The 21,118-nt window shown below is 41.9% G+C and carries 17 protein-coding genes; 3 read left to right on the top strand and 14 right to left on the bottom strand.

Annotated features, from left to right (window positions below; translation table 11 throughout):
- The first annotated feature begins 352 nt into the window (after window positions 1-352).
- Together kynU and kynB are read left to right on the top strand one after the other, a co-directional pair.
- Window positions 353-1,624 (top strand): kynureninase, encoded by a 1,272-nt coding sequence (gene kynU / locus ACGTNH_RS02685; protein ID WP_394584819.1) that lies wholly within the window; start codon window positions 353-355, stop codon window positions 1,622-1,624.
- Between the two features lie 11 nt (window positions 1,625-1,635).
- Entirely contained in the window at window positions 1,636-2,256 is a 621-nt protein-coding gene (kynB, locus tag ACGTNH_RS02680; RefSeq protein ID WP_394584818.1) for an arylformamidase, read from the top strand.
- Between the two features lie 42 nt (window positions 2,257-2,298).
- Here the strand turns inward: kynB and ACGTNH_RS02675 are convergent, their stop codons facing one another.
- The 9 genes from ACGTNH_RS02675 to ACGTNH_RS02635 all read right to left on the bottom strand — a co-directional run bounded on the left by ACGTNH_RS02675 (window position 2,299) and on the right by ACGTNH_RS02635 (window position 13,595).
- Window positions 2,299-3,834, bottom strand: a complete 1,536-nt coding sequence (locus ACGTNH_RS02675) for a BCCT family transporter (protein WP_394584817.1) — start codon at window positions 3,832-3,834, stop codon at window positions 2,299-2,301.
- Window positions 3,835-3,973: 139 nt separating this feature from the next.
- On the bottom strand, window positions 3,974-4,150 hold the full coding sequence (locus tag ACGTNH_RS02670; RefSeq protein WP_394584816.1) for a hypothetical protein: 177 nt from the start codon (window positions 4,148-4,150) through the stop codon (window positions 3,974-3,976).
- Window positions 4,151-4,202: 52 nt separating this feature from the next.
- Window positions 4,203-5,687, bottom strand: coding sequence for a phytoene desaturase family protein (locus ACGTNH_RS02665; protein WP_394584815.1), 1,485 nt, complete (start codon window positions 5,685-5,687; stop codon window positions 4,203-4,205).
- Between the two features lie 143 nt (window positions 5,688-5,830).
- Window positions 5,831-7,081, bottom strand: coding sequence for an aminopeptidase (locus ACGTNH_RS02660; RefSeq protein ID WP_394584813.1), 1,251 nt, complete (start codon window positions 7,079-7,081; stop codon window positions 5,831-5,833).
- 131 nt (window positions 7,082-7,212) lie between these two features.
- Complete coding sequence (locus ACGTNH_RS02655; RefSeq protein WP_394584812.1) at window positions 7,213-9,111, bottom strand: ABC-F family ATP-binding cassette domain-containing protein; 1,899 nt, start codon at window positions 9,109-9,111, stop codon at window positions 7,213-7,215.
- A gap of 111 nt (window positions 9,112-9,222) precedes the next feature.
- Entirely contained in the window at window positions 9,223-10,647 is a 1,425-nt protein-coding gene (locus ACGTNH_RS02650) for an alanine/glycine:cation symporter family protein (RefSeq protein ID WP_394584811.1), read from the bottom strand.
- 349 nt (window positions 10,648-10,996) lie between these two features.
- The gene (locus ACGTNH_RS02645; protein WP_394584810.1) at window positions 10,997-11,509 is read right to left on the bottom strand and encodes an acyl-CoA thioesterase; all 513 of its coding nucleotides are present in this window, start codon (window positions 11,507-11,509) and stop codon (window positions 10,997-10,999) included.
- A gap of 47 nt (window positions 11,510-11,556) precedes the next feature.
- Window positions 11,557-12,903, bottom strand: a complete 1,347-nt coding sequence (locus tag ACGTNH_RS02640; RefSeq protein ID WP_394584809.1) for a sensor histidine kinase — start codon at window positions 12,901-12,903, stop codon at window positions 11,557-11,559.
- A complete protein-coding gene (locus ACGTNH_RS02635) occupies window positions 12,900-13,595 on the bottom strand; it encodes a response regulator transcription factor (RefSeq protein ID WP_394584808.1) in 696 nt (231 codons plus the stop codon). Before ACGTNH_RS02635 ends, ACGTNH_RS02640 begins: the two co-directional genes overlap by 4 nt.
- A 192-nt stretch (window positions 13,596-13,787) precedes the next feature.
- Here ACGTNH_RS02635 and ACGTNH_RS02630 point away from each other — a divergent pair, with 192 nt between their 5' ends.
- Window positions 13,788-14,933, top strand: coding sequence for a S1C family serine protease (locus ACGTNH_RS02630; protein ID WP_394584807.1), 1,146 nt, complete (start codon window positions 13,788-13,790; stop codon window positions 14,931-14,933).
- Between the two features lie 248 nt (window positions 14,934-15,181).
- Here ACGTNH_RS02630 and cls read toward each other — a convergent pair whose 3' ends face one another.
- The 5 genes from cls to megL all read right to left on the bottom strand — a co-directional run bounded on the left by cls (window position 15,182) and on the right by megL (window position 20,690).
- Window positions 15,182-16,624, bottom strand: a complete 1,443-nt coding sequence (gene cls, locus ACGTNH_RS02625; protein WP_394584806.1) for a cardiolipin synthase — start codon at window positions 16,622-16,624, stop codon at window positions 15,182-15,184.
- A 125-nt stretch (window positions 16,625-16,749) separates the two neighbouring features.
- Window positions 16,750-17,286 (bottom strand): transcription repressor NadR, encoded by a 537-nt coding sequence (locus ACGTNH_RS02620; protein ID WP_394584805.1) that lies wholly within the window; start codon window positions 17,284-17,286, stop codon window positions 16,750-16,752.
- Window positions 17,287-17,353: 67 nt separating this feature from the next.
- The gene (locus ACGTNH_RS02615) at window positions 17,354-18,817 is read right to left on the bottom strand and encodes a glycoside hydrolase family 32 protein (protein ID WP_394584804.1); all 1,464 of its coding nucleotides are present in this window, start codon (window positions 18,815-18,817) and stop codon (window positions 17,354-17,356) included.
- An 81-nt stretch (window positions 18,818-18,898) separates the two neighbouring features.
- Window positions 18,899-19,393 carry a PTS sugar transporter subunit IIA gene (locus ACGTNH_RS02610; protein WP_394584803.1) on the bottom strand — a complete coding sequence of 165 codons (495 nt, stop codon included), beginning with the start codon at window positions 19,391-19,393 and terminating at the stop codon, window positions 18,899-18,901.
- Between the two features lie 121 nt (window positions 19,394-19,514).
- On the bottom strand, window positions 19,515-20,690 hold the full coding sequence (gene megL, locus ACGTNH_RS02605) for a methionine gamma-lyase (protein WP_394584802.1): 1,176 nt from the start codon (window positions 20,688-20,690) through the stop codon (window positions 19,515-19,517).
- Window positions 20,691-21,118: the final 428 nt, after the last annotated feature.

Below are 21,118 nucleotides of genomic sequence, written 5' to 3'. Positions count from 1 at the left end.
AAGGGTTTTAGGAAACGACTCCCTTTCCATGGGTGAATGGTGTGCCTCCTCAGGCTATGCCTTCCGGGGTCACACCTAATTCGTATCTCCCATAGGAGTGTCGCCGTTTCCTAAAACCCTTTTTCGATAATCGATCACTATAAAAAGTAAGAACTAGGTTTTATTCTTCAACCAGATCTCATACTTCTATGATTCTTAAAATCCTAAAACCATTTTGCCTCCTGCCAGGAGATGAGCCGCAAGATACCTTGTCTACATCCATCTGAGTTATTTCAAAAGCCTGCCGATACTTTTCTGAGTCTCGGCTTTTTCTTTATAGAGTAAAAAACTTTATACTATAAATTAGGAGGCGATGAGAATGAAACGTGAAGATGTAAAGAAACTTGACCAATTGGATGGACTTCATCAGTATAAAGAAGAATTTTACACTCAACCAGGTACATATTACATGGACGGCAACTCTCTCGGGCTGTTGTCTAAACGAGCAGAACAAACTCTCCTTACCTCTCTAAACGATTGGAAGCAGCATGGCATTGAGGGCTGGACGGACGGCAAACAACCGTGGTATTACATGTCAGAAAAAATTGGAGAACTAACAGCTCCTTTAATTGGTGCAAAAGCGCATGAAGTGATTAACACCGGCTCAATCACAACAAACATCCATCAATTATTAGCTACTTTCTACAAGCCCAAAGGAAGTAGAACAAAAATCTTGGCAGATGAGCTGAATTTCCCGTCCGACATTTATGCGATAAAAAGTCAACTTGAATTTCATCATTCAAACCCTGAAGACCACCTGATTCAAATTACCAGTGAAGACGGCTGCACGATACGAGAAGAAGACATTATTGAAGCGATGAATAATGATATCGCTTTACTTTTATTACCTTCCGTACTCTATCGCAGCGGGCAGCTATTGGATATCGGAAGGATTACAAAGGCTGCTCATAAATATAATATTATCGTCGGATTCGACTTAGCTCACTCCATTGGCGCCCTGCCCCATAAACTTCACGAGTGGAACGTTGATTTCGCCGTTTGGTGTACGTACAAGTATTTAAACAGCGGACCTGGAGGGGTCGGCGGTTTATTTGTACATGAAAAGCATTCCGGCCGTAAACCTGGGCTTGCTGGATGGTTCAGTTCTAGTAAAGATAAGCAATTCGATATGGATCATGAGTTAACCCCTGCGGATACAGCTGGTGCTTTCCAAATAGGAACACCTCACATTTTAAGCTCCGCCCCCCTTCTCGGTTCATTAGAAATTTTTCAAGAAGCTGGAATTAAAAAGATTAGACATAAGTCATTACAGCTTACTGAACTGCTAATGGATTTAATAGAGGAGCATTTATCCTCCTATGATTTTCATATAGCAAATCCGATTGATAATCATCGACGAGGGGGCCATGTCAGCCTTGTTCATCCTGAAGCAGCGAGCATATGTAAGGCTTTAAAACATCAAGGGGTTATTCCAGACTTCCGTGCCCCAAATGTCATTCGACTTGCTCCTATTGCGCTCTACGTTTCGTTTGAAGATGTTTATGATGTGGTATTGAAGTTAAAGGATATAATGGAGAATAAGAAGCATCAGCAATACTCAAATCAACGAGGTACTATTGCGTAAGGAGGATTTCTATGAAGCTAATTGATATATCTATGTCTCTCAATGCAAAGACCCCTCCATGGCCCGGCGATCAACCTTACTCGTATAAGCTCACGTGGGGAATGGAAGAAACGGGTTCAGTGAATGTAGGTCAGTTTCAATCCAGTAATCATATAGGCACCCATGTGGATGCACCTTTTCACTATGATAATGATGGTTCCACGATAGGAGAATTACCTATTGAGCGATTCATCGGGGAAACACTTGTGGTGAATATGGAAGGAAAAAGCAAGATTGAAGCAAGCGACCTTGAACCATTTCAATTTGAAGCCGTCGACAAGGTATTATTTCGTACATTAAGCTGGGAAGATCGTTTAGCGTTCCCTCACGAGTACACAGTAATTGCAGAAGATGTCGCTCCTTTTTTAAACGAACGCGGTATTAATTTAATTGGGATGGATACTCCTTCTGTAGACCCGGAAACGAGTAAAGAATTACCCGCTCACCAATCTCTTAACCAAGCAGATATTCTTATTCTCGAGGGATTAGAATTAGGACATGTCGCTCCTGGTATTTATGAACTTATGGCGTTTCCTCTTAAAATGGATGAAGCAGACGGGAGTCCGGTGCGAGCTGTATTAAGACAAAAATAAAAAAGAGTTAGGGCGGACGGTTCCGCACCTAACTCTTTTCTCTTATTTCTTCTTCGTAATGTTTTGTTCCATGGCCATTTGTCTAGCCACTCGAGGTGCGAGCCAAACGACGGGCAGCAGAATAAGTGAGACTGGTACGGCTGTAACTACTATGAAATTCTGCAACTGCGTAATTCCGCTGTCTCCTGTCACCAATAGAATAGCAGCAATGGACCCCATAATGATTGACCAGAAAATCCGAAGCCATCTCTTTGGATTCCCTTCTCCCATCACAGCCATAGCGATTGTATAAGACATAGAGTCACTTGTCGTTACTACAAATAAAATCGTTAATAGTAAAAATAACGGTGAAATAACAGCAGCAAGCGGGAATTGATCCGTGATGGCGAACATAGCTGCATGGTTACCCGCTTCATTTAAAGCAGTAGATACAGATCCAGGGTTGCTTAGTTCAAAAAAGATCCCTGACCCGCCCAGGATGGTAAACCAAAACGTAGAAATAATGGGAGCAAATATAGATACCGCCACAATAATTTCTCGAATCGTTCGACCTCTGGAAATACGGCTGACTAAAATGGCCATCATTGGTCCATATCCAATAAACCACCCCCAGAAGAATACGGTCCATAGTGACAGCCACTCTCCATCCCCTCGGAATGTACTCATTGGAATGAATTGATCCACATAATAACCAAAAGAGGACACGAAGTGGTTCATAATAAACCCGCCCGGCCCAAAGATTAAGATAAAGGCCATTAACCCGATCGCAATACGTACATTAAAGCTGCTTAAAAATTGTATCCCTTTATAAAGACCAGTAACTGCAGAAATCGTTGAGATTAATACGACAGCGAAAATAATAGTAAACTGCGTACTTAGATTGTCTGGAATACCAAAGACGCTCTGCAGCCCATAGCTTGCCTGCAAACCAAGGAATCCGATAGGTCCAATCGTTCCTGCAGCTACAGCGATAATTGAAAAAGCATCCACCAGGGTACCGAACCAGCTATTACGAATTTTTTCTCCGAATATCGGATATAACAGCGTTCTCGGCTTCATCGGCATTCCTTTTTCATAGTGACCATACATCATAACAACTGCACTAATCGTTCCTAAAATCGCCCACGCCAGGAATCCCCAGTGCATAAAGCTTTGAGATAAAGCAGGGTTAATCGCTGCTTCTGTACCAGCTTCGATTCCTAGGTCAGATAAATAAGGAGGAACCGTTAGAAAATGATACATCGGTTCAGCTGCGGCCCAAAAAACCCCTCCGCCAGCTAGCAATGTAGCCATGATGATAGACAACCATTTATACAAACTTAACTCAGGCTGTTCAGCTGCCCCCATTTTAATTTTTCCATACTTCGAGAAAGCCAGCCACAACCCAACAAAGAATGTAGCTAACATTAATAGCTGCCAAAAAGCACCGAAGTAAGTAGCTGACCACGCGAAAGTTGTACTCACAAATCTTTCAATCCAATTGATATTTATGAGAGCGAATATAACAAAAAGAACTAACGCCCCTCCACTTATTATAAAGACAGGCCAGTCAATACGACCCGATTGATTTTTATTCATTTTCAAACTCCTCATCCATATTTTTTTACACAAACATCAACTTTATCACTCTGTGTAACTTTATGTAAAGAAATAACCCGGTAAACAAAAAGACTATAGCCCATTAGCTATAGTCTTCCGTATGTCTGACGCACTTTATTCATTTTTTGCTTTTGCCCATTACATCTTCTCGCCCTTTATGTCTTTCTTGACAATCTTTACAAAGCGTCGTTTTCGCTTCTTGTCTCGACGTTAAAATTACACCGCAGCTGCTGCACTTACCAAAATTATTAGGATTGGATTGGAAGCCGGGAAGTTCACTTTCTGGACCTGGCATATAGTTTCCTCCTTAAAGTTCTCTACTTTACTTATACCCTATTTTGAACGGTTCAATCCTGTGAAATGAGTTTTGCTGCCATTAATCCTGATAAAGTTACTCCTAACGTTCCTGCGCCCGGAAAGACTGTATCACCACACTGATAGAGGCGGGGGATACCAGTTCTGACAGAATAACTATTTAACCAGCTGAATCTTCCAGTCGGAGCGTATCCTCCTACTTTTCCACCCTGGCGTTTAAGCCATTTTTCAAACGTAACCGGCGTCCCAGGAAGTACAAGGTCCAGACCTTCAGCAAACCCTGGAAAATAATGATTGACGATATTAATTAAACGGTCGGTCATCAGCTGCTTATTTGTTTCATAATTTTCTCTCCTCCACCATTGTGCTATATCAGTATGAGTAGATAATGTTAATGATCGCAAGCCTTCTGGCGCCATAAACGAATCTTCCGGACGTGATAACGATAATAAGAACTGGCCTCCCTCATGAAGACCTTTTGGATTTGCCGGGTCAATAAACTGGTGATACAAACTCTCCGTGTTTGCGAAAACCTCTTTTTTTACACCAGCATGAATGATGAAAGCTCCCCAGGATTCCCGGCTTTGTTCCTTAACTTTACGTACGGAACATTGATCAGCTAAATGAGGAGATAATGTGTCATGCAGGTTATGAACGGAATTATTTAAGATCACTTTCCGGCTTCTAAACACCTTCCCCCGTTTTGATAACAAGTTAAATACGTTCCCCGCTTGGCTGACCTCATAAATCGGATGTCTCATAAACACCTCATTTCCATGCCGCTTCATAAAGTCCGCCAGCTGCTCAGCAATCGTAGCTAAACCGCCTTTCACGGCATATGCGCCTTTATGAAAGGTTTGAAGCGCAGCATAACCAAGAAACGCAGGACACCTTTCTACATTCGTCTGTACACTATCCATAAGTTCTCCATTTAAAAAAGTAACAAATAATGAGTGCTGATCAAGACCAAACTTCTGCAGACGACGGTAGATGGTTTGTGTTAAGAATGGCATCATTTTAATGGAGGAGATGTTTATTAAAGGAAACACCCCTGCCCAGTCCTTTGCCGTGCGCGGCGGAAAGATGGGTAATTGATGGACCAGCCGATCCACCATAGCTCCTACTTGAAACACTTCATCATAAAAAGCTTTTACCTTCTCTTTTACATCTGGAAACTGACGATCGATCTCTCCATACCATTGATGACGATCACGGTAATAGTGTATGGTGCGATCAGGCAGATGAATATCCATAATTGGGTTGAGCAAGGTCATGGGAGGAGGCTCTAGACCTAACGTTTGGTAAAGCGAATGAAAAACACCTTCTTCCTCAAATCCCATACCTAACGTTGCCCCTGATTGAAAGCGATAGCCGCCACGTTCGTATTTACCTGCACTTCCGCCTAATTCGTTGGAGGCTTCAAATAAAACCACCTTATATCCCTTATTCGTTAACTGAGCCCCGGCCGCCAGCCCGCCAAAACCTGCTCCTACGATTGCTGTATCATATGTGTCCATTGCTTTCTCCCTCATTTCTCTTCACTTTATACCCTTTTTAAAGAAAAGTTAAAGGATTGAATCGGCTTTTGGCAGGTGGATCTATACGTTTTATACGAGCCGCGCAACAAAAAAGCGCCGACCTAATCGACGCTTTCCCCCTCTTATTCAGCAAAGTTTAAAGCCCAGCTGCCATTACGCATGACCGGCTCTTTCGTTCCATCTTCAAGTACTCCATCAATCGCAAGCTCAGCTGATCCCATCATAAAATCAACGTGGCTTAAGCTATGATTTACTCCGTTTTTATCTAGCTCCTTTTCGCTCATATCAGACCCACCCTCTACATTATTAGGATAAGCTTTGCCGAGCGCCAAATGGCAGGAGGCATTTTCATCATAAAGCGTATTGTAGAAAATTAAGCCAGATTGAGAGATAGGCGATTCATGCGGCACTAATGCCAGCTCCCCTAAATGTTTCGATCCCTCATCTGTTTCTAATAAGTGCTTTAATGTTTCCCCGCCTTCTTCAGCTTTGTAGTCTACAACCTTTCCGTTTTTGAAAGTGATCGTGAACTGATCGATTACATTCCCTCCGTAGTTCAGCGGTTTCGTACTGGACACATGTCCGTTTACTCCATACTTGTGAGGGGCTGTAAACACTTCTTCTGTTGGCATATTAGGGTTAAAAGCAATCTTTTCTTTTTCCGTCTTTGCCGATCCGCCTTTCCAAATATGTCCCTTCGGAAGTTCAACTTCTAAATCTGTGCCAGGAGCTGAATAAACAAGTTTCTTGTACTGCTTACGGTTTAAAAATTCACGTGCCTGACGTAATGTCTCATTATGCTTCTCCCACGCTTCTACTGGATCCTGTTGGTCCACACGTACAATACGGAAAATCTGCTCCCACAGCTGCTCTACAGCTTGATCTTCTGAAAGATCGGGGAAGATCTTCTGCGCCCATGCTGGAATAGGAATACTTATAATTGACCACTGAATACGGTCATTCATTGTATAATTTCTAAAGTTAGACATTGCTTCCGCACGTGCCTTGTTGGCAGAGGCTACTTTTCCTGCATCAATTCCTTTTAATAAATCAGGATCAGTGGAGCGAATAGATAAGACAGCTGCTCCCTCTTCGCCAAAATAATCAAACATTTTACGCTGCCATTCTGGTACCTCTTTGAGAACTTCGACGTCAGCATGTTCATAACGCAGGCGCGAAAGTTCATCATCCGACCATACGATGTACACATCTTTTGCACCCATTTCATAAGCTTTACGTGCAACCACACGAGTAAAAGGTGCTCCGTCTACATTTGAATTGATCATTAGCCGTTGATCTTTTTGAAGATTAACACCTGTTTTGAGTGCAAGCTCTGCATATTTCTCTAACTTTTCCTGCCTTGGAAATTCCATGTGAAAGATCTCCCCTTGTTTTCAATTTAGTCTCGAGCTGACTGATGCATTATGTATCCGCTATCAATTATTCCATAATCAGACGTCGAATACAAAAAGAAACCTGAGCAGTCTGAGCCCAGGTTCCACATTTATTGATTCTCAATCGACTCGACAAGCAGAGATAACTCTTCCCATCGTTCCATCTTTTGTTCGAGTTTCTTGTCAAGCTCCAGCTTTTCAGCTGATAGTTCTTCTACTTTACTGTAGTCCGACGCTGCCTCAGCCATTCTACCATCCATTTCCTTAATCTCATTCTCTAACTTTGCAATATCATCTTCAATTGTTTCCCACTCTTGCTTTTCTCTATAGGAAAGCTTTCGTTTTCGATTCGAGCGGCGAGTTTTTTCTTGCTCAGACGTTTCCACCTTTTTTGCAGCCTGATCCTCTTTGTTTTGTTGATGCTGCTGCAAATATTCTGAGTAGTTGCCGTAATAGCGCTTCACATTTCCTGTTCCGTTAAAAACAATTAATTTGTCTACTACACGATCTAAGAAATAACGATCATGCGATACGGTAATCACGACCCCAGGAAACTGGTCCAAGTAATCTTCTAACACGCTTAACGTTTCTGTATCGAGATCATTCGTTGGCTCATCTAAGAACAATACATTTGGTTCCTTCATAAGGACACGGAGTAAATAAAGACGGCGACGCTCTCCCCCGGATAGTCGGCGGATATAAGTCCACTGCTTAGAGCGAGGAAAAAGAAAACGTTCAAGCATCTGCTCCGCTGTAATTTCGGTTCCTTCAGCTGTAGAAATAACTTCAGCTACTTCTTTGATATACTCAATCACTTTAAGTGATCCGTCTATTTCTTCATGGTCTTGAGTATAATACCCGATCTTCACGGTCGAACCAATGTCTACTTCTCCACTATCAGGCTTTAAACGTTCAGCCATAATATTAAGCAGCGTCGTTTTACCTGAACCGTTCGGCCCTATTATGCCAATTCGTTCTTCAGGAACAACTAAATAGCTAAACTGATCAATGAGCGGCTGGCCGGCGAATGTATGAGAAATATTTTTCAATTCCAGGACTTGCTTACCTAAACGAGTAGAGCCTATCGCCATATCTACATCCTGCTTATCCGTTGCAAAGCTTTCCTCCTGCATCGCTTCGACTCTCTGCTTTCTGGCTTTTTGTTTCGTCGTTCTCGCTTTTGCACCTCGCTTCAGCCATGCTAGTTCACGGCGCAGTGCATTTTGGTGCTTTTCTTCTGCTTGACGCTCCCATTCTTCTCGCTCAGCCTTTTTTTCTAAGAAGGTTTCATAGTTTCCTTCATACGTGTAAAGTGTGCCTCGATCCAGCTCATAAATTACGTTTGTCACTCGATTTAGAAAGTAGCGATCGTGTGTCACAACCATTAAAGCACCTTTAAATTGAGCCAGATAGCCTTCCAGCCACTCAATTGTTTCATTATCTAAATGGTTTGTCGGTTCGTCCAACAACAGAAGATCGGCTGGCTGAATCAACGCTTTCGCAATTGCCACCCGCTTCTTCTGGCCTCCAGACAGTTCACCTACCTTTTTGTCAAAAGCTTCAATACCCAGCTTCGTTAAAATCGTCTTGGCGGTCGTATTTGCTTCCCAGGCATCATGTTCATCCATTTGCTGCTGCATATTCAACATCTGTTCCTGCAGCTTAGTATTTTCCGGATCCAAAGATAGTTGCTGCAGCACCTGTTCATACGCGCGAATCGTTGCCATTACTTTGGACTGGCCGTAATAGATCTGTTCCAATACAGTTAAATCAGCATCCAGTACAGGTTCCTGAGGCAAATATTCCAGCGTAAAATCTTTCGCATGCTGCTTACTTCCCGCATCTGCTGTTTCAAGATCAGCAATAATTTTCATCAACGTTGATTTCCCGGTACCATTGACTCCAATTAAACCAATTCTCTGCCCATTCGTTATTGTAAAAGATATATCGTCAAACAACGTTTGATCACCGTACGTTTTACTAACGTTTTCTACTGATAAAATACTCATCGTGCTCACCCTTCTTCATCACAATCTATATTTACTTTATCATATCGATGATTACGACCCTATCAAAAAAGCTGCGCTGTAAGAAAGGGGCAGCGCAGCTTCGTTTAAAAATTATGATTCTTTCTGAGACGTTTGATCTCGACGCCAATACTCCATACCCTCTACTCCTGGAAGATGGTCTTGGTAAAATACTGGATCCTTTCCTTTTTTCCGTTGACTTCTGTAATCTTTTAACGCAGCATAGGCCACTTTAGACAGCATAAAAATAGCAAACAAGTTAATTAAAGCCATAATACCCATCGTTAAATCGGCAAGAGACCATACGAGACCAAATTCAGCAACCGCACCAAACATAACCATACCTAACACAGCTACTCTGTAAATTAGGATATTAGCTGAGCTTTTTTTAATGAATTCAATGTTCGTTTCTCCATAATAGTAATTTCCAATAATCGAACTGAAAGCAAATAAGAAAATAGCAACCGCAATAAAAATGGCCGCCCAAACACCTAACTCAGTTTCAAATGCCAATTGAGTAATTTGAATGCCTTCAAGATCTGTATTCGTGTATTGATTAGAAAACAGAATTATAATAGCAGTGGCACTACAAATCATCAGCGTATCTGTAAATACGCCTAACGTTTGAATTAATCCTTGTTTAACAGGGTGGGTGACTTCAGATGTAGCAGCAGCATTAGGTGCACTACCCATCCCCGCTTCATTAGAAAAAAGCCCCCGCTGTATACCTATTAAAATCATTCCGCCAAATGTACCGCCTGCAAATTCTCTAAAGCCGAAGGCACTTTGGAAAATAAGGGAAAACATCTCTGGTACTTGAGCAATATTATCGAAGAAAACTACGAGCGCTAAGATAATATAAAAAACAGCCATTACCGGAATAATAACCTGTGTTACTTGAGCAATTCGTTTCAAACCGCCAAAGATAACGAGAGCTACAATTACTGTTAAGAGAATCCCCATCCCCCATTTACCTATGTTAAACGACTCTTCGAATGCCAGACGAATCGTATTGGATTGTACGGAACTGAATACGAGCCCATACGTAAACGTGATCGTAATCGCAAATATAATTCCCAGCTTTCGGTTTTTCAGACCCTTTTCCATATAATAGGCAGGTCCGCCGCGGTACTGATTTTTCTCAGGCACTTTATAGATTTGTGCCAAAGTACTTTCAATAAAGCTGGAAGCTCCTCCTAGAACAGCAACCATCCACATCCAAAAGACCGCCCCAGGTCCGCCAACAGAGATCGCTGCAGCTACACCAGCTAAATTACCTGTCCCAACTCGAGAAGCGGTGCTAATCGTAAACGCTTGAAAGGGAGATGTCCCTTTCTTTCCTTTTGCAGAAACTGCCCGCTTATCAAATAAGACGCGAAACATTTCCGGTATGTACGTAAATTGTGCAAACTTTAATCGAATACTGAAGAACAAGCCCAAACCTAGTAATACAGCAACAAGCAAGTACTCCCATATAATTTGGTTCAGAAAACCAATTACACTTTCCACTGCATCCACCTCCACCTATTGAAAAAATTTACAATCAACCTTCCATTCCCACTCTCATAAGAATTGAAACGAAAACTTTTACATATAAAACTTACTTTACCAAGAAAACCGTGGTCTGAAAATACAAATCCCATAAATATAGGTACATAGTCTCCTTAGGTTTTCAAAACTTCTATTTTCCTAAGAGTATGGACGTAAAGGGAGAAGAGAGCTCCCAAAAGGGTTTACGGCACATTTCTGCGCACCACTAAAAAACTCCGACGAAGCTGAATGGTGGTTCCGCTTCATCGGAGTTTTTCGTCTGTTTTATTAAACGGGTTTCTCCAATAATAACTGAAAAAACAGCCCGTATTCCTTCTTACTTCCAAGGCAGGTCGGTTCCGAACATTTCGGCTAATTCTTTTGATTCCTTTCTTCTCGCTTTACGATGTTCATGGCGTTTTTGCGCGCCTTCGTGAAGCCATTTTTCCTCATCCGATTCAGGATACACACCAGGTACCGGGGCGGGTTGATTATTTTCATCGACTGCGACCATAGACAAGAAGGCGGTCGTACATAGTTTCCGTTCGCCGGTAAGTAGGTTTTCAGTAACTGCTTTAACAAAAACTTCCATAGACGTATTATGTGTCCATGTAACAAATGCCTCCAAACAAATGGTGTCCCCTTCAAACACGGGATGAAGAAAGTCGACCGAGTCAGTAGAAGCTGTAACAACAGGTTTTCGGCAATGGCGAACAGAAGCAATCGCTGCTACATCGTCTATATAGGCCATAAGTTTACCACCAAACAGCGTTCCATGACTATTCGTATCGGGCGGCAGAACGTGTGAATTTTTAACTGCTAATGAATCTATACAAGGCTTGGCGTCCATTGTTATTCCTCTCTTTCCTATGGAATCGTTCCCTGTCTATTATACCATTATTGTCTATCTTCCATCCTTTTAAAGAGCCGGATTTCGAAGGTGGCACCTGCTCCCTCATTATTTGCAGCTTTAATCGTACCTCCGCTTCGTTCAATGATAGCACGTGAGATTGCTAAGCCTAACCCAGTTTCCCCTTCTTTCCCTTTGATAAATCTTTGAAACAATTGAGGCAGCAATTCTTCTGCTATTCCTTCCCCATTATCAATCACTTGAATGGATAGGCTGTCATTTATGATGCTTGTCTTAATAATGACTCTGCTTTTGGCATGTCGAACTGCGTTTCCGATAATGTTAATGAACGCTTGAAGAACTCTTTCGCGGTCAACAAAACTATAAAATTCACCTTCACCGCTGTACTGAAGATCTACACCTTTTTCATTCGCTAAAGGAAAAAGCCGATCCTTTGCCTGTATGGCCACTTCTGCTACATTGACGGTTTCTGGATGATATACGTCTTCACTACTGTCGAGCTTTGCAAGTAAAATCATTTCGTTAACGATTTTTTTCAGGCGTTCTGTTTCACTTACCATCACGTCTAATCCCCGATCGGCATCCTCCCCTTTAAAGATACCTTCACGAATCCCTTCAGCGTAGCCTTGAATTGACATCAGCGGCGTTTTTAATTCATGCGAAGCGTTTTGAAAGAACTGTTTTTGTGAGGTAATATACCGTTCCAATTCTTCGGCCATATGACGGACACTTCGTTCTACTTCTTTAATTTCTCCACTTGATTTTACTGGCTTTACCTGGTCAAATTTTCGCTTCTCTATCTTCTTCACTTCTTGCTGCAGATGACTTAAAGGCGTAACCAAACGATTCGTCATAAAATAACTGACCGCTAAAGCGAGAAGTAATCCAATAATAATCACACGTATCATACGCTGAGCAAATGCGTTTTGCACCAATTGTAAATCATCAAGAGGTGTAACCATGACAAGGATTCGCTGAGAACTGTCTGGAGCTACCCGGATGTTATAGGCTACATAGCTTTCGCCCTGGCTCTCCCAAACCTCTTCTTCAACTAGTTCTTGTTCGTACCGATCCAGCCAGTCTACTGCTGTTTCAGCAGGAAGTGTACTAAATAGTACTTCTTCACGATTTAGGTCAAAGAGAAGCAGCGGATAGTTCTGATCTTGAACGAGTTGTGTCAGTTGAGGCAGCCGGACAGATGCGTCCTGTTCTTCTGTAATTTGCTTCAGCAGTTGAGCGCGTTCTTCTAACTGTTTTCGTTCATCCTGGATTAGCATGTCCATAATTAAAGAATAGACAAAGAAAACGGTAATTGTCATAACGATAAGAATGACGGCTGCAAATGCTGCATTTAATTGATATTGAAGCTTCATGAGGAATCACGGCTGCTACGGAGGCGGTATCCGTGCCCCCATACCGTTTCTAGCGGCAGGTCTTTCATTTTTTTTCGTATCCGTTTAACAAGATCATCAACCGCTCGATCGCTTCCGAAATAGTCTTCTCCCCACACCTTTAAAAGTAGCTCTTCGCGACTGTAGGCTCTATTTTCCTGCTGAGCCAAAATCTTTAATAAATCGTATTCCTTGGTGGTCACTTCCACTTTTTTTCCATGAAAGTAAGCATTGCGTTCTGTTTCATTTAAAGATAAAGCTCCGGATTTAATGATTTCAGGTTCAGACTCATGGGCTTCCGGCTGCATCGCTGCCCACCTTTTCAACTGCCGCTTCACACGAGCAACTAATTCCCTCGGACTGAAAGGCTTCGTTAAATAATCATCTCCACCTAACTCCAGCCCTAGAATTTTATCCACTTCTTCATCTTTTGCAGATATTATGATAATCGGCACTTCAGATGTTTGACGAATTCTTTTACAAAACTCATACCCGTCGATCCCTGGAAGCATAATGTCGAGAACCCATAAATCAGGTGGCGACTGCTGAAAATATTCCCAAGCTTTTTCAGCTGTGCCCAGTGCTTCGACTTCGTATCCTTCTTTATCTAAGTAAGCTGTTACTATATTTCTTATATTTGGATCGTCTTCTACTACTCCAATTGTACGCTTCATAAGATTCCTCCTTACTACTAGGATTCTATAACCATTTTCACATATTTTACAACAAACAGTGTGTATTACACACTTTTTCCATAATTACTCCGAAGTCATGCCATAACTTTTGACTAGAATAAGAATTGTACAGAGGAAACCCATTGATTCATGCCACTGATCAGCTGATGAGAAAGGGGTCATTGATCACACATGATTGAAGAAGAAAAAGCAATAAAAAGAAGACGTAAACGCTCAGGTTTCGCTTATGGTGTATTAGGTGCTATTGTGGCTGCGTTTTTAATCACGGCAGTGTTTCAGTGGAAAGGAATTACCATTAATGTTGAAACAAACGAACCCTCTGCACAAGCTAATGAATTAAACCTTGGTGAAGACCAAAGTGAAGTAACGCAAGCCATTAATAAGACATCGAAAGCCGTTGTTGGAATCAGCAACAGCCAAGACGGCGTACAGGGCAGCCAAGAAGCCGGCACTGGATCTGGGGTCATCTACAAAAAAGATGGCGGCCAAGCTTTTGTTGCAACTAACCATCACGTTATTGAAAATGCCTCCTCCCTTGAAGTGATATTACATGATGGTACAAAAGTAGACGCCGAACTTAAAGGAAGTGACCCCTTTACAGATCTAGCCGTTTTACAAATAGATGGCGGCCATGTGGACAAGGTTGCTGAGCTAGGATCAGCCAAAGACGTTGAGGTTGGTCAAACAGCCATAGCGATCGGTAACCCTCTCGGCATGGAATTCGCTGGATCAGCCACGCAAGGGATTATTAGCGGCATAAATCGAAACATACCAGTGGATATCAACGGGGACCAGCAGCCAGACTGGGAAACTGAAGTTATCCAAACCGACGCTGCTATAAATCCCGGCAATAGTGGGGGTGCGCTGATCAATCTTCAGGGCGAAGTCATAGGGATTAATTCTATGAAAATTGCCCAAGCAGAAGTAGAAGGCATCGGTTTCTCCATACCTATGGACATTGCCAAACCTATCATCGATGACCTCGAGGCAACTGGAGAAGTAGAACGCCCTTATATGGGCATTGAACTACGGGACGTCAGCCAGATTCCTAGTTCCGTTCTTGAAGGGGAATTGAATTTACCGAACGACGTACAGCAGGGTGTACTTGTCGGTAGTGTGGAAGAAGGCTCTCCAGCAGCTGATGCGGGTCTTGAGAAATACGATGTCATAACTAAAATTGACGACGAAGAAGTTGACTCACTTATGAGCCTTCGCCAGTACCTCTACAGAGATGTAGAGCCTGGAGATACCATTAATGTCACCGTTTATCGAAATGGTGAACAAACGGAAGCTTCGCTCAAGCTTTCCTCCCAATAGTTTTAAATATAGCCTCTCTTTTATCAAGTGTCCTAAAGCTACGGCTTTTAGGACACTCTTTTTTTATAAAAAAGCAGTTTTTTCAGCCTTTTTTGGTACCAGGTACGCCCAATAGCCGAACGCGTACCTGGTACCAAAACTTATTTTTCTTTTTTCTCTGAGCACCTGGTACAGAATGGTAAAGTTTGTGTACCTGGTACATTAAAGGGTGCATAAAAGTAAAAGCTGCCTCTTTAAGAGACAGCTTTTTATAGTATCGGTGATAACAGGCGGGCAATGGCTTCTTTAAATCGAATCCATAACGAACGCTTCTTATATAGTTTATATGTTAATTCCGTAGAATCTATAATATCTTCATGAAAACGATCCGCTAATTCATGGGCAATATCAGGATGATACAAGAAAGCATTGACTTCAAAATTCAAGCGGAAACTGCGAACATCAATGTTGGCGGTTCCTACTGAAGCGATGTTTCCATCTACGACAATCGATTTTGCGTGAAGAAATCCCTTCTGATAAACATAAACCGTTGCTCCTGCATTTAACATATCCCCGATATTGGAGAACGTTGCCCAATAGACAAATGGGTGATCCGGCATTTTCGGAATCATAATTCGTACATCCACTCCTGATAAGACGGCAATTCGCAATGCATCTAGCAAACTATCATCAGGAATGAAGTAAGGGGTCTGAATGTAAATATAATCCTTTGCCGAAAGAATCATTTTAATATATCCATGCTTAATTTGTTCCCATTCAGAATCTGGACCACTGGAAACAATCTGCATGGCCACATCCCCCTGGCCTTCAGATTGATAATAACGCTCATGGTAATGAATATCCTTACGAGAGGCTTGATTCCAGTCGAGAATAAAACGAGTCTGCATATTATGGACGGCCCCGCCTTTTACCCTTAGGTGAGTGTCCCTCCAATAACCAAACCTCTTATTAAACCCTAAGTATTCATCACCTATATTAAAGCCGCCGATGTATCCAATTTCACCATCAATGATCGCAAGTTTGCGGTGATTACGGTAATTAATTTTCATATTGAGCTTCGGAATCAGCGGTGGAAAAAAGGATTCTACCATCCCGCCTGCTTCTTCAATCTTCTTGATAAACTTACGGCTTAATGAACGAGAGCCCATGTCGTCATACAGCAATTTAACTTCTACATCCTCTTGGGCTTTGCGGATCAGAACTTCTGCCAGTCGTTCTCCTAATTGATCGTCACGTACAATATAGTACAGGAGGTGAACGTGGTCTGTCGCTCCTTCAATGTCTTCCAGCAGCGCGTGGAACTTTTTTTGTCCATCAGTAAACACTTCCACCTCATTATCCTGAGTAAGTAAAGCATCATTGTTCTTTAAATGCATATAGATTAGGTCTTCGTATTGAACGATATCTTCATGTTGAACGCGTAAGCTTCGATCTTTAATGGCTCTCAGCTGATCCTGGACAGCTGTAAGAAGCCCTAAGCGGCTTTTTTTATCCCATATGAAAATTTCTTTATGACTAAGTCGTCTTCCAAAAACTAAGTATAAGAAGAATCCTGCCACTGGAATGAATAAAAGCACCATTAACCAGGCCCATGTGGAACTAGCATCTCTTCGCTCAAGGAAAATGATCGCGAGCGCCAATAGTACGTTCAATATAATGATCGTACTAAATATATATGGTATTATATTCAACTCGAGACACCTTCCTTTTCTTAACAACTACTACATTCTCATCATAGCATACCCTCAAAAATTAGGAAAAAGCGATACTTGTTATTCTTGTTTCTATAAAAAAAGAAGGCCCTTATGACCTTCTCTTATGATTCAAGTAATATTCCTTTCCCTGCAAGCTCCTTCTTCGCTTCATCCAGAGCTTCTTTCTGATGAGCTCCTATCGTGTGAGTATGCACTCCCCCAGTTAACTCAGACAAATAGCTTGATTCTGTCTCTTGAAGACGTTCGATCAGCCTCATGACATCCCTGCGATTTGAGATCCCTAGATTCGCTGTTAAATCTCCGTAAACGGGATGCTCTACTATAACATCAATAACATGAACACCGTGATCAACAAGTATGTTCAGCTCTTCAGCTGTTTGATCAGGTCGATGTTGACATACAATGACTTCACGAAAAGGAAAGTCATTGGTGGATTTACTCAAGTACACATATCCTTGGCTAGTGGCAATAATTGGTTCACCACTTGCTTTTAATAAGGAAATATCACCGACAATCACTTGTCTCGTGACCTTCATTTTCTCGGCCAAAGAATGCCCTTTTATTGGTTCTTTACTTTGCTTTAAATAAGCTGATATTTGATCTCTGCGATCCTCAGCTTTGAGCTTTGATTGAGACATGCTCTTTACTCCTTCGTACATTTTTGATTCCACTATCTTACCATAGTTGATAAAAAAAGAAAGAGACTTACATCATGTTGTATCCGCTAAGCTTCCATTTTTCAATAGAGAAGGTGGAAGTGCCTAGAGAGGTAAACAAAATATCGTCGTCCTCAGTCTGCGGGAAAATTCTGCTCGTAAATACTTCCTTTCCTCCATTTACGAATATCTCAATTGAAGAATGATCAATGAACAGGTGCAGTTCTTTTAAGTCCTCTTGCAATACGGTCCGCCGAAATTCTGTTTGACTTTTATCCTCAAAATGAGGGCGAGATAAAGTGAGTACGCCATCGCTTTTCTTATAACTAAACGATACATAGTGGAATATTTCCAATGCAAACTGATCTTCTACTTCTTCAAATTCTATACGCAGCTCTACTGGTTTCCCTTCCACGCCTCTAACAGCTTTTTGATCATTCGTAATTGTAATTTCTGAATGCAGCAATACCGCTTCTCTCATTTCTGCCAGTTCAGAAACAGGCTGCTGTAGGATTTGACTGCCGTTCCACTCTAATACCCGCGGAATGGTAAGAGCATGTATCCACTTTCGAGAAACGGTTGGGTGAGACTGTTCATTTTGATCAGGAACGCCCATCCAGCCGTATAATATGCGTCTTCCTTTTTCGTCGAGGAACGTTTGAGGGGCATAGAATTCGAACCCTCGATCCAGTTCGTGAAAAGCTCCATGCTCGAGTGTGCAATCTTCAGCTGTCAATTGACCTGCAAAATAACCACTTTGGTACGTATTATTGTATTTCATGCCGTCTGGATCTAACCCTTGAGGAGAAACTATTAGAATATCCTTATCATGAAGCTCAAATAAATCAGGGCATTCCCACATGTACCCAAAATCCCCAAGTCTATTTTCATTCGATCCTGCAACAGGACCGAGAAGCTCCCAATCTAATAAATTACTCGATCTATAGAGAAGCACCTTTCCCTGCTCGTGTTGATTCTGCGCACCGACTACCAGGTACCATTTTCCTCCTCTTTTCCACACTTTTGGATCACGAAAATTACTGGTATACCCTTCTGGCACATGGATGACCGGACCTTTCTTCTCAAAATGAATCCCATCTTTAGATGTGGCTACACACTGGTATTCCTCCTGTTCCCCGTCTTCATTAAATACATTTCCTGTGTAAAATAAATAGAGTTGATCTTCATGAATGAGCGCACTGCCTGAATAACAGCCATCTTTGTCATACCATTCAGATGGAGCAAGCGCTATCCGCTCGTGTCTCCAATTAACAAAGTCTTCCGATATGTAATGTCCCCAAAACTTCTCTCCGTGATCAGTCTTAAATGGCATCCACTGGTAAAATAAATGGTACTCCCCCCTCCATTGCACCAATCCATTAGGATCATTCAATAAACCTACAGGCGGCATATGGTGAAAAGAAAGCCTGTAAGGATCACCTTCTACTTGTGCTCGATGTTTTTCCACTTCCATAGCTGCTGCTTCTCTTAATTGTTCATCACTATTACTCAATGCTTCTCCTCCTTTATTATAATAATTACTCCTATTCTAAAAGAACCTAACGCGCTCATACGTTAGGTCCTTTGAGTCTAATTATTTAGTTTGAAGAGTAATCACAGTGGTTTCCCCGGCATCTGCTGCATCACTATAAGAGGCATCAAATTGGTCAACGATGTCATCATAGTTTGTGACCACAACGGGAGTAATTGTACTTTTTGCTTTTTCGTTTACTAAATCTGTGTCAAATGTAATCAAAGCATCTCCAGCTTTAACCGTATCACCGGTAGTGACGTGGCCTTCGAAGCCTTCCCCTTCCATAGCTACGGTTTCAAGACCGATGTGTACAAGGACTTCAACACCTGATTTCGTTTTAATACCTACCGCGTGATTTGTAGGGAAAAGCTGAACAACTTCTCCGTCTACAGGACTTACAACTTTCCCATTGCTCGGTTCAATAGCAATGCCGTCTCCCATCATACGCTGACTAAAAACTGGGTCTGGTACTTCATCAAGGGAAACGACCTTCCCGCTTAATGGAGCTACGATATTCTCCTCGACACTCTTTTTACCAAAAAGTTTCTTTAACATGTGTATCCTCTTCCTTTCAATGGATTTCATTTATTCAAAGTTCAATGATACCATTCAAGTTCCCTTATTCGATATCAGTAAACCTTATCATATGTAGGGCTGGAGATCTCATCCAGCCCTCTTATAGTCGATTTAAAGCCTGCTCTAAGTCTTTCCAAACATCTTCCCACGCTTCTAATCCAACTGATAAGCGTACCATAGAATCATTGACTCCCATTTTCTCTCGTTCACTAGGAGGAATGGTCGAATGAGTCATGGTGGCAGGGTGTTGAATTAACGTCTCAGCGTCTCCAAGACTAACAGCAATTTTTACTAAGTTCAAATGATTCATTACGCTCATCGCGTCTTTTTTTGAGCCTTCTATCGTAAATGTAACGACCCCTCCGCCTTCAGTCATTTGCTTCATAGCAATGGATTGATCTGGATGAGAAGCATCGGTCGGGTAAAACACTTCTCGGATACGGTGATGCTGCTTTAATTGGGCAGCGATTCGTTTGGCGTTGTAACAATGACGTTCCATACGAACATGAAGGGTTTTTAACCCTCTCAATAATAACCAAGCATCAAAAGGGGCCATCGTCCCTCCCCCATCTTTACGAACCGTCTTAGCTACTTCATCCATAAATGACTGCTTCCCAACAGCTACACCGCCGATGACATCTCCATGTCCGTTTAAATACTTCGTGGCACTATGAACAACTACATCACATCCATGTTGTAAAGGCTGCTGTAAATAAGGAGAGGCAAACGTATTATCTACAACTACAGGTAAGTTATATTCGTGAGCCAAATCGGCAATCATTTTCAGATCAATAATCCTCATCGTAGGATTAATAGGCGTTTCGATAAAAATGCATGAAGTTTCAGGCTGGATTCGATCAGCAATCTCCTGCGCATCTCTCATATCCAAAAAATCATGAGTGATATTATATTTTTCCTTTAATAAACTTAACAAACCGTACGTGCAGCCATAGATTCCGTTGGAGCAAAGAATATGACTTCCTGCTTTTGTAAGCGATGTAAGTATAGCCGAAGTTGCCGCCATCCCTGAAGCAAAGGCCAGCCCTTTTTCTCCCCCTTCAGCAGAAGCTATCCTTTCTTCTAAAGCTTGTACCGTTGGATTGCCTAAACGAGAATAAATATACCCTTGGTCTTCACCTGCAAACCTTCTCTCACCATCTTCGGCGGTCGGAAATGAAAAGGTAGAGGTTTGATAAATAGGCAACGACAAGCTTCCATAAAATTCAGTGTGTTGATCTTTTCCATGAATATACAATGTTTCTGGTTGTTCCTTCACTTTTAATTCCTCCTTCCTCTACAACCTATGCAATTTTCTATATGTGTACGCTTGATTCCTAATATAAAAAAAGAGACTAGGCCATAAGTAAAGCCATGATGTCAAAAAACAAATATTCGTAAACACACAGATCATGATTGTAGTCAAAAGGCGAAGACTCCTGTGGGAATAGCGATAGTCGAGGATCACGCAGTAGAGTGCTCTTTGCTTTCCGAGGAATCTGAGGCCGTGCCCACGGAAAGCGAAGCGTTTTGACGGAGCGGTGGTGTAAAGTTTCATTAACATAAAAAATCCGAACTGATTTCTCCAGAATCGTTCGGATTTTTTATGTTTTATGCAGTTATGTCCCAGTCTCTTCAGCTTGTAGAGAAACCTTAAAGAATGTAAAGGCTTTGAGGAATAGATCACTGGCAAAATCGTTTACTCAT

It is taken from the genome of Halobacillus sp. B23F22_1 (assembly GCF_043497005.1).
Lineage (GTDB): Bacteria > Bacillota > Bacilli > Bacillales > Halobacillaceae > Halobacillus_A.
This window is presented reverse-complemented; position numbering and strand designations above follow the sequence as displayed.

Coding starts and splice junctions, on each gene's coding strand:
- ACGTNH_RS02630 (WP_394584807.1), top strand. CDS start 13,788: ATGATTGAAGAAGAAAAAGCAATAAAAAGAAGACGTAAACGCTCAGGT.
- ACGTNH_RS02655 (WP_394584812.1), bottom strand. CDS start 9,111: ATGAGTATTTTATCAGTAGAAAACGTTAGTAAAACGTACGGTGATCAA.
- ACGTNH_RS02635 (WP_394584808.1), bottom strand. CDS start 13,595: ATGAAGCGTACAATTGGAGTAGTAGAAGACGATCCAAATATAAGAAAT.
- ACGTNH_RS02640 (WP_394584809.1), bottom strand. CDS start 12,903: ATGAAGCTTCAATATCAATTAAATGCAGCATTTGCAGCCGTCATTCTT.
- ACGTNH_RS02660 (WP_394584813.1), bottom strand. CDS start 7,081: ATGGAATTTCCAAGGCAGGAAAAGTTAGAGAAATATGCAGAGCTTGCA.
- ACGTNH_RS02610 (WP_394584803.1), bottom strand. CDS start 19,393: ATGTTAAAGAAACTTTTTGGTAAAAAGAGTGTCGAGGAGAATATCGTA.
- ACGTNH_RS02620 (WP_394584805.1), bottom strand. CDS start 17,286: ATGTCTCAATCAAAGCTCAAAGCTGAGGATCGCAGAGATCAAATATCA.
- ACGTNH_RS02665 (WP_394584815.1), bottom strand. CDS start 5,687: ATGGACACATATGATACAGCAATCGTAGGAGCAGGTTTTGGCGGGCTG.
- ACGTNH_RS02675 (WP_394584817.1), bottom strand. CDS start 3,834: ATGAATAAAAATCAATCGGGTCGTATTGACTGGCCTGTCTTTATAATA.
- ACGTNH_RS02670 (WP_394584816.1), bottom strand. CDS start 4,150: ATGCCAGGTCCAGAAAGTGAACTTCCCGGCTTCCAATCCAATCCTAAT.
- kynB (WP_394584818.1), top strand. CDS start 1,636: ATGAAGCTAATTGATATATCTATGTCTCTCAATGCAAAGACCCCTCCA.
- ACGTNH_RS02645 (WP_394584810.1), bottom strand. CDS start 11,509: ATGGACGCCAAGCCTTGTATAGATTCATTAGCAGTTAAAAATTCACAC.
- kynU (WP_394584819.1), top strand. CDS start 353: ATGAGAATGAAACGTGAAGATGTAAAGAAACTTGACCAATTGGATGGA.